6 protein-coding genes and 1 pseudogene are annotated in these 8,202 nt (G+C 72.7%); 4 read left to right on the forward strand and 3 right to left on the reverse strand.

Annotation, left to right across the window (positions count from 1 at the left end):
- Nucleotides 1-137 precede the first annotated feature (137 nt).
- Nucleotides 138-1,409 (reverse strand): ABC transporter substrate-binding protein, encoded by a 1,272-nt coding sequence (locus tag I4Q55_RS21030; protein ID WP_206789906.1) that lies wholly within the window; start codon nucleotides 1,407-1,409, stop codon nucleotides 138-140.
- 167 nt (nucleotides 1,410-1,576) lie between these two features.
- Between I4Q55_RS21030 and I4Q55_RS21035 the strand changes: the two genes are divergently transcribed.
- Nucleotides 1,577-2,527, forward strand: a complete 951-nt coding sequence (locus tag I4Q55_RS21035; protein WP_206789908.1) for a LacI family DNA-binding transcriptional regulator — start codon at nucleotides 1,577-1,579, stop codon at nucleotides 2,525-2,527.
- Nucleotides 2,528-2,608: 81 nt separating this feature from the next.
- Here the strand turns inward: I4Q55_RS21035 and I4Q55_RS21040 are convergent, their stop codons facing one another.
- Nucleotides 2,609-3,670, reverse strand: coding sequence for a lytic polysaccharide monooxygenase (locus I4Q55_RS21040; RefSeq protein ID WP_206789910.1), 1,062 nt, complete (start codon nucleotides 3,668-3,670; stop codon nucleotides 2,609-2,611).
- Nucleotides 3,671-3,837: 167 nt separating this feature from the next.
- On the opposite strand from I4Q55_RS21040, the gene I4Q55_RS21045 reads away from it, so the two are divergent.
- Both I4Q55_RS21045 and I4Q55_RS21050 read left to right on the forward strand, forming a co-directional pair.
- The gene (locus tag I4Q55_RS21045) at nucleotides 3,838-5,031 is read left to right on the forward strand and encodes an AGE family epimerase/isomerase (protein WP_206789911.1); all 1,194 of its coding nucleotides are present in this window, start codon (nucleotides 3,838-3,840) and stop codon (nucleotides 5,029-5,031) included.
- Nucleotides 5,032-5,066: 35 nt separating this feature from the next.
- Nucleotides 5,067-6,062, forward strand: a complete 996-nt coding sequence (locus I4Q55_RS21050; protein WP_206789913.1) for an aldo/keto reductase — start codon at nucleotides 5,067-5,069, stop codon at nucleotides 6,060-6,062.
- 1 nt (nucleotide 6,063) lies between these two features.
- On the opposite strand, the gene I4Q55_RS21055 is transcribed toward I4Q55_RS21050, so the two are convergent.
- Nucleotides 6,064-7,227, reverse strand: coding sequence for a cellulose-binding domain-containing protein (locus I4Q55_RS21055; RefSeq protein WP_206789915.1), 1,164 nt, complete (start codon nucleotides 7,225-7,227; stop codon nucleotides 6,064-6,066).
- 508 nt (nucleotides 7,228-7,735) lie between these two features.
- Between I4Q55_RS21055 and I4Q55_RS21060 the strand changes: the two are divergent.
- A pseudogene (locus I4Q55_RS21060) lies at nucleotides 7,736-8,202 on the forward strand (hypothetical protein); the annotation flags it as partial.

An 8,202-nucleotide genomic window follows, 5' to 3' on the forward strand; every position in this document is an offset into this window, starting at 1 on the left:
CCTCGAACTGGTTCGATGACGAACCCCACCCGGGTGTGAAACGCGTGCGAACCCTTGTTCTGCGGCGAAGTGATCGCCCGCACCACCGAGCGCCCGTGCGCGGCGCTGCCGGCGAAGAAGCGCTCGTGCGGCGCCCGTCAGGGCACGAGCCGGTGCACGCCGACCAGCACCTGCTGCCAGACGGCCGCCGGGTCGGCGCCCTGCTCGACCGCCTTGAGCGACGGCGCGATCACCGTCTCCTGGATCTTGCCGTCGCCCGGCCCCTTGTACTGCGGTTTCCCGACCTTGCGGGCCTGTGCGACGAAGACCTGGCCGATCAGCGCCCCACCGAAGTAGCCGTTCATCTCGCTGAGCAGGTCCGGGGAGGTGAAGGCGTCGACCTGGCTGGGGAAGTTCCCGCTCACCCGGAACGCGCGCAGCTGCTGCTCCGGCGCGGTCAGCCAGGCGGCGAGCGCGGCGGCCTCCTTCTGGTGCGGGCTCGAGGACGGCACGGTGAGGAAGGACCCGCCCCAGTTGCCGCCGCCGTCCGGGAAGGCGTCGGTGAGCGCCCACTTGCCCGCGTTGGCGATGCCGGCCTGCTGTTCGATGACGCCGAGCATCCACGACGGACACATCTTCGTCGCGAAGGCACCGGTGCGCAGGCCGTTGTTGCCGTCGTCGGCGAAGGCGGTGAGCCCGGCCGACTGGCCCTGGTTCACCGCCGAGGTGACCCGGTTCCAGGCGTCCCGCAGCGCGGCGTTCGTCTCCAGCGTCGAGCGGTCCTCGCGATCGAGGTAGCCGACCGGGAGCTGGTTGACCATGGCGTTGAAGATCTGCGCCGAGGAGTCGAACCACGGCTTGCCCTTCGAGCGCTTGACGTACTTCTCGCCGGCCTTGAAGAAGCTGTCCCAGGTCGCGAACATCGTCTTCACCGAGCCGGGGTCGGTCGGCAGCCCGGCCGCTTCGAGCAGGTCCTTGCGGTAGCACATGGCCAGCGGCCCGATGTCGGTGCCGTAGCCGACGAGCTTGCCGTCCTTGCTGCGGCCCGCCTCGTACTTCCACTCCAGCCACCGGCCGGGTTTCACCTCGGGCGGCCCGATCTTGGCCAGGTCGGCGAACTTGCCGGCGTGGGCGAGCACGTCGGCGAGGTGGCCTTCCTCGACGGCCTGGATGTCGGCGAGGCCCTGGTTCTTCTGCAGCTTGTCCAGCAGGTCCTCGTGGTACGGGCCGCCCTGTTCGGTGCGGACCTGGCGGATGGTGAGCCCGGGGTGGGTGAACTCGTAGCCGGGGATGAGGTCGTCGTAGCCGAACTCGCCGAACGTCGCCACCGTGAGCGTGATCTGCTCCGGCGTGCCCGGCCCGCAGCCCGCGGTCAGGACGACCGGCACGAGCAGGACGACGGCGGCCAGCGTTCTTCGGATCTTCCTCATCTACGCGCACTCCCCATTCGCGGCACACTCCCGGCCTCCGTTGGCTGGGAGCGCTCCCGGGGCGAGTCTCGTTTCCCGGTGCGGCGGGTGTCAAGGTGCGCGACGGCGGGTGTCCGGACGGACACGGACCGCGGGCCGGAGTCCTTGTGGTGCCAGGAAGGGGTGCGATGAAGCGTCCGACGATCACCGACATCGCGAAGGAGGCCGGCGTCTCCAAGGGCGCGGTTTCCTACGCCCTCAACGGCCGCCCCGGCGTCTCGGAGGCCACCCGGCGGCGGATCACCGAGATCGCCCGGGAGCTCGGGTGGGCGCCCAGCAGCACGGCGCGCGCGCTGTCCGGCGGCCGGACCGGGGCCCTCGGCCTGGTGCTCGACCGGCACCTGGAGGCGTTCGTCCCGGCCCTGCTCGACGGGTTCGCGGGCGAGCTGCTGCTGCAGGCCGCCCCCGGCCGCGAGGCGGCGCTGGCGATCTACCGCCGCTGGCGGGCCGAGCGGAAGGTCGACGGCGTGCTGCTCACCGAGCCGGGCTGCGCGGCCGAGCTGGTCCGGATCGGCCTGCCGGCGGTGGTGCTCGGCGGTCCGGGCGGGGTGCCGGGCACGCCATCGGTGCTGGTGGACGACTTCGCGGGCGCCGCCGAGGCCCTGGCGTACCTGGCGGCCTTGGGACACCGGCACGTGGTCCGCATCGCGGGCGCGGCGGTGTTCGCGGACCCGATGGCGCGCAGGCGGGCCTTCGCGACGGCGGCGACGGGCCTGGCGCACCCGGACACGGTCCACCCCGAGCCCTCGGCCGACGCGGTCCGGCGGGTGCTGGCCACACGTCCCCGGCCGACGGCGCTGCTGTGCGACACGGACGACCTGGCGGTGGCGGCGCTCGCGGCCGCGCGGGAGCTCGGGCTCGCGGTGCCGAAGGACCTGTCGGTGGTGTCGTGGGACGACACGCCGCTCTGCAGGCTGGTCCGCCCGGCGCTCACGGCGATCCGCCGCCCCCTGGCCGAGCTCGGCACGCTGGCGGCGTCGGTGCTGCACGACGTGCTGGCGGGGGAGCGGACCGGGGACGTGTACACGTCCCGGCCGCGGTTGATCACCCGGGGGAGCACCGCGCCGGCGAATGTGTGACGGTCGCCGGTGTCGCGAATGACTCATTCGGGACGTGGGAGGTCCCGAACGAGTCATTCGCGACGTTCGAACCCGGGACGGTCAGGTGCCCTGGCAGGTCGGCGACGGGGCCGCGTTGCCTCCCGTCGTGTTGACCGTCAGCCCGAACGTCGTCGTGCCGTCCGCGGCGATCCGGCCGTTCCAGTTGGCGTTGCGGACCGTCACCGCCGAGCCGGACAGGCTCAGCGTGCCGTTCCACACGCTGCCTATCGTCTGGCCCGCCGGCAGTGTCCAGCCGACCTGCCAGCTGTTGTACGCAGTCGTGCCGTGGTTCATCACCGTCACCGAGGCCTGGTAGCCGCCGCTCCAGCTGTTGGTGATCTCGTACATCGCCATGCAGGAGCCCGGCGGCGGGGTGCCGGTGGTGGTCGTCGGCGTGGTCGACGTCGGCGGGGTGCCCGGGTCCTTCACGCCGGTGACCTCGCCGTTGCCGCCGTCGAACGTGACGTCCGAACAGCCGTAGAACGTCTCGGCGCTGTCCGAGCGCTTCCACACCGAATAGATGATGTGGCGGCCAGACTTGTTCGACGGCAGCGCGCCGCTCCACTTGTACTGGCCCTCGACCGTGCCCACCGAGCCGGTCACCGGTGGGTGGTCCACCGTCAGGAACGGCTGGTCCTCCAGGGAGTCCCAGGTGAGCGGCTGGTTCGGGTTCCAGCCGTCCTTGGTCACGTACGTGTAGAACCAGCCCGGGTGGGCCGCCCACGCGTTGTACGAGAAGTCGAACCGGGCGCCGGCCGTGAGGTGGGTCAGCGGCCACTGGCCGACCCCGTCGAAGCCCGCGTAGCCCGGGTTGCCGCCCGAGCACAGCTTCCCGTCGGGGATGAACCCGCGCGTGCGCCCGGCGCCATCCGAGCGCAGCACGCCGAACCAGTTGTACAGCGAGTTGGCCCCGCTGACGCCCACCGCCGCCGCGCAGGCCGGGTTCTGGGGCTTGATCTCACCGGTCGAACTGAGCCCGTCCTGCCAGCACAGGAAGGTCCGGCTGCCCGGTTTCATCATGGCGCCGTGCGCCTCCGCCGTGCCGGTGCTCAGCAGGACGGTGGTCAGGCTCGCCAGCAGCACGGTGACGGCGGCGAGAACGGTACTTCGTCTCCTGGTCACGTCAGTCCCTTCATTGGGTTGCGTGCGTCGAAGACTGGGAGCGCTTCCAAGGTCAGGATACGCGGCGGCGGTCACTTCCGGAACAGCCCGCGATGACCGGGACGGGCGCCTTGGCCTACCTTGGCGGGGGCCGTCGAACCGGGCGCGCCCGTGGAGAAAGGCAGAGAGTGGACAGTCCGTCTTCGGTTCCCGCCTGGGTGCGCGCCGAACCCGCCCGGCTGCTCGGGTTCGCCGGCGGCGCGGTACACCCGGGCGGCGGGTTCGCCTGGCTCGACGACGCCGGGCGGCCGGTGCTCGACCGGCCCGTCGAGACCTGGATCACCTGCCGGATGACGCACGTCTTCGCGCTCGCGTCGCTGCAGGGCGCCGACACCGGCGCGCAGGTCGCCCACGGCGTCGCGGCGCTCACCGGCCCGCTGCGGGACGCCGGGCACGGCGGCTGGTACGCCTCGACCGCCCTGGACGAGAAACGCGCCTACGAGCACGCGTTCGTCGTGCTGGCCGCCGCGAGCGCGGCCGCGGCCGGCGCCGAAGGAGCGCGGGCGCTGCTGGCGGAAGCCCTGGAAATCGTCGAACGCCGGTTCTGGGAACCGGCCGCCGGCCGGGTCGCCGACGTCTGGGACCGCGGCTGGACGCGCCTGGAGGACTACCGCGGCGCCAACGCCAACATGCACACCGTGGAGGCCTTCCTGGCCGCCGCCGACGTCACCGGCGACCCCGTGTGGGCCGGCCGCGCGCTGTCCATTGTGGAGCGCCTGGTCCACGGCGAGGCCCGCGCGCACGGCTGGCTGCTCCCGGAGCACTTCGACCCGGGCTGGCGCGTGCGGCTGGAGTTCAACCGCGCCGAGCCCGCCCACCCGTTCCGCCCGTTCGGGGCGACCATCGGGCACCTCTTCGAATGGGCCCGGCTGGCCGTCCACCTCGGCCGCGCGCTCGGGGACGCCGCGCCGCCGTGGCTGGTGCCCGACGCGGCCGCGCTGTTCGAGGCCGCCGTCCGCCACGGCTGGGCCGTCGACGGGCGGCCGGGCTTCGTCTACACGACCGACTTCGCCGGGACGCCGGTGGTGCGCACCCGGCTGCACTGGGTGGTGACCGAGGCGATGGCCGCGGCGTGGACCCTGCACCAGGAAACCGGCGACCCGGCGTACCTCGCCCGGTTCACCGAATGGTGCGAACACGCCGAAGCCTGCTTCGTCGACCGTGAACTCGGTTCGTGGCACCACGAACTGGACCCGGAGAACCGTCCCGCCGCGACGGTGTGGGCCGGCAAACCGGACGTCTACCACGCCTACCAGGCAACGCTGCTGCCCGGCCTGCCACCCGCGGCGTCGTTCGCCGGCGCGCTCCTCAAGCGCGGTTAGACTGCGTTCGCCGTCCACTTTCGACAAGGAGAACCATGTCGCCTTTCGTCGCGGCCGGAAACCGGTACGCGGACATGCCGTACCGGCGGGCCGGGCGCAGCGGGCTGAAGCTGCCCGCCGTGTCGCTCGGCCTGTGGCACAACTTCGGGGACGACAAGCCCCTCGACGTCCAGCGGGCCGTGCTGCGGCGGGCGTTCGACCTCGGGGTGACGCACTTCGACCTGGCCAACAACTACGGCCCGCCACCCGGCTCGGCCGAGACCAGCTTCGGCCGCCACTTCGCCGCCGACTTCCGCCCGTACCGCGACGAGATCCTGGTGTCGTCCAAGGCGGGCTACCTGATGTGGGACGGCCCGTACGGCGAATGGGGCTCCCGCAAGAACCTCCTCGCGAGCCTCGACCAGAGCCTGGCCCGCACCGGACTGGATTATTTCGACGTTTTCTACTCGCACCGCCCGGACCCGGAAACGCCGATCGAGGAGACGATGGGCGCGCTCGACACCGCCGTCCGCTCGGGCAAGGCGCTGTACGCGGGCATTTCGAACTATTCGCCCGAGCAGACCGAGGCCGCGCTCGCCGCGCTGAAGGACCTCGGCACCCCGCTGCTGCTCCACCAGCCGCGGTATTCGATGCTCGACCGCTGGGTCGAGGACGGCCTGCTCGACACCCTCGACTCCCACGGAGTCGGCTCGATCGCGTACTCGCCGCTGAGCCAGGGCCTGCTGACCGACCGGTACCTCGACGGCGTCCCGGCCGACTCCCGCGCGGCCGGCGCCAGCCCGTTCCTCACCAGCGACCGGCTGACCGAGGAGACCCTGGCGACCGTCCGCGCGCTGAACGACATCGCCAAGGGACGCGGGCAGACGCTGGCCCAGCTGGCCATCGCCTGGGTGCTGCGCCGCGGCCGCGTCACCTCCGCGCTGATCGGCGCCAGCAGCGTCGCCCAGCTGGAGAACACCGTCGCGGCCACCGCGAACCTGGAGTTCACCGACGACGAGCTGGCCGCGATCGAGCGCGTGCTCGGCCGGTAGCTCAGCAGCCGATCCGCGAGGAGCCCACGGCCACGTCGTCGAACCACAGCGTGTCCGCGTCGCCGGCGTAGCTCTCCCAGCCCAGGCGCAGGTCGGTCACCGCGGGGTGCCACGCCCGGGCGAGCCACTGCTGGTCGACGTCGGCGGTCGGGACGCCGTCCACGACCAGGCCGGGCACCTCGGCCGAGCCCAGCCACGTCCGGAGCTGCCCGGCCGCGCCGTCGAGCCGGAACTCGAAGCAGGACCAGGTGCCGGTCGGCAGCGGGACGCTCTGGGCGACGCCGGCCGGGCTCTGGGCGGGCAGGGTGGCGTCGTCGGACTCACGGTTCCACTGCAGGGCCCGGTTCTGCCCGCCGGCCCGCAGGTCGCGGCCGTCGGTGCTGTCGCGCATCGCCAGGAACGTGACGTGCCCGGCGGGCAGCGCGGTGGTGTGCCGGACCCAGAACCGCCCGTACAGGACGCCGGAACCGGACACGCTGGTGCCGAGGAACGCGTGGTTGCAGTAGCCGCCCTGGCCGGTGACCTTGACCGAGCGGCTGCCCGAGTGGGCGACCGTGGTGTCGACGGCGACCGTGCCGGTGCCCTGGCAGTTGGCGGCGCCGACGGTCCACCGGCCGCCGGGCGTACCGCCGGTCTGCTGCTCGAAGTCGTCGCAGAGCGCGGCGCCCGCGCAGCCGGCGGGCGGCGGCCCGGACGTCGTGGTGGTGGGCCCGGAAGTCGGTGTGGTGGGAGTGGTGGTCGGTGTGGTGGACGTCGGGGGAGCGGGGTCACCGCACGAGACGCCGTTGAGCGCGAAGTCGGTGGGCTCGGCGTTCGTCCCGCTCGCCGTCCCCTGCAGCCCGAACGAAACCGAGCCGCCGGCGGGCAGCGCGCCGTTGTAGGACAGGCTCTGCGCGGTGACGGCGTTCCCGGTCTGGCGGACGGTGGCGTTCCAGGCGGAGGTCACGGTCTGGTTCCCGGCGTAGTGCCAGGTGAGTGTCCAGGAGGAGGCCGCGGTGGGGCCGTTGGTCACCGTGATGTCGGCGGTGAAGCCGGTTTGCCACTGGTTGAGGCGGTAGGCGACCGCGCAGGCGGGCGCGGCGGCCGCCGGTCCGGCCAGGACGACCGCGGTGGTCGCCGCGGCGGCGAGGCAGAGCGCGGCCAGCGCGCCGGCGAACCTGTGCATGGGGTGGCTTCTCCTCCGGACGCGGACAGGGGCGGGGGGGGGGGGGGGTTGGGCCCCGGGCGCCCCTGGGTGGTGGCCGCGTTCTGGCGAGGCGACCTGGCATGGGAGCGCTTCCAGCCGCGGGAAAGGTAACCCCGGTGTGTCGTGCTTGTAAAGGGCGACCCGGACGCGGGCCGATCCGGTGGTCCGTTTTCCGCAGCGGGGGCGCCCGCGGCCGCCACTGAACACTCCTGAACGGCCGAATCCGTTGGGGCGCAGCAGATGCCTCCGGTCGCGCTGCGCCACCGGGATGCGGCGCCGGACACCGCCGTTGGGGTGGATTCCGGGAAATCACCCCAAGATCATCGAAAAGCGGCCGATGCCGGAGATTGGGAGCGCTCTCAGTGCCGGTGAGCGACGGTGCCCGGCGTCGCACGGTCCCCGCGCCGGTAACGGCCTGGGCCCTCGCGGTCACGCTGCGGTACTGTCGTCGGTGTGCACCCGTACTCCGGATATCGTTGGATGAACGATGAGTCGACAGGCCAAGCCAGGGAGTAAGCCCTACCGTGCACAACTGCGGGACCGGCTGACCGCCCTGGGCTTCCCCGAGGAGGCGCTTCCCGCCCAGGTGGCGAAGAACCTGATCGTCGAATGCCGGATCCCGCCGCGCACCGCGTGGCGGCTGGCGTCCGAGCTCTCGCTCGACGTCGCGGCACACCAGTACAACGCCGTCACCGGAGACCCCCGCGCGGGCATGCGCGGCACGCGGATCTGGGAGTACGAACAGTGGCCCGAGCGCGGCGTCCGGCCCACCGTCGCGGCGCTGCGGGTACTGGCCCAGGTCTACGGCACGAGCTGGAAGTGCCTGCTGGGCCTGCGTGATCTGGAGCAGCTGCCGGCCAAGGACCTCGCCGAATACCACGCCGAGCCGGAGCCCGCGGCCGTCGTGGTGCCCGAGCCCGAGGCGCCACCGGCCCGCACCCTCGTCCGCGCGGA

The sequence above is a fragment of the Amycolatopsis sp. MtRt-6 genome (assembly GCF_017308975.1).
In the GTDB taxonomy this organism is placed as follows: domain Bacteria; phylum Actinomycetota; class Actinomycetes; order Mycobacteriales; family Pseudonocardiaceae; genus Amycolatopsis.

Excerpts from the sequence above, each read along its gene's own strand:
- I4Q55_RS21030 (WP_206789906.1), bottom strand. The coding sequence starts at position 1,409 with ATGAGGAAGATCCGAAGAACGCTGGCCGCCGTCGTCCTGCTCGTGCCG.
- I4Q55_RS21035 (WP_206789908.1), top strand. The coding sequence starts at position 1,577 with ATGAAGCGTCCGACGATCACCGACATCGCGAAGGAGGCCGGCGTCTCC.
- I4Q55_RS21050 (WP_206789913.1), top strand. The coding sequence starts at position 5,067 with ATGTCGCCTTTCGTCGCGGCCGGAAACCGGTACGCGGACATGCCGTAC.
- I4Q55_RS21055 (WP_206789915.1), bottom strand. The coding sequence starts at position 7,227 with ATGCACAGGTTCGCCGGCGCGCTGGCCGCGCTCTGCCTCGCCGCCGCG.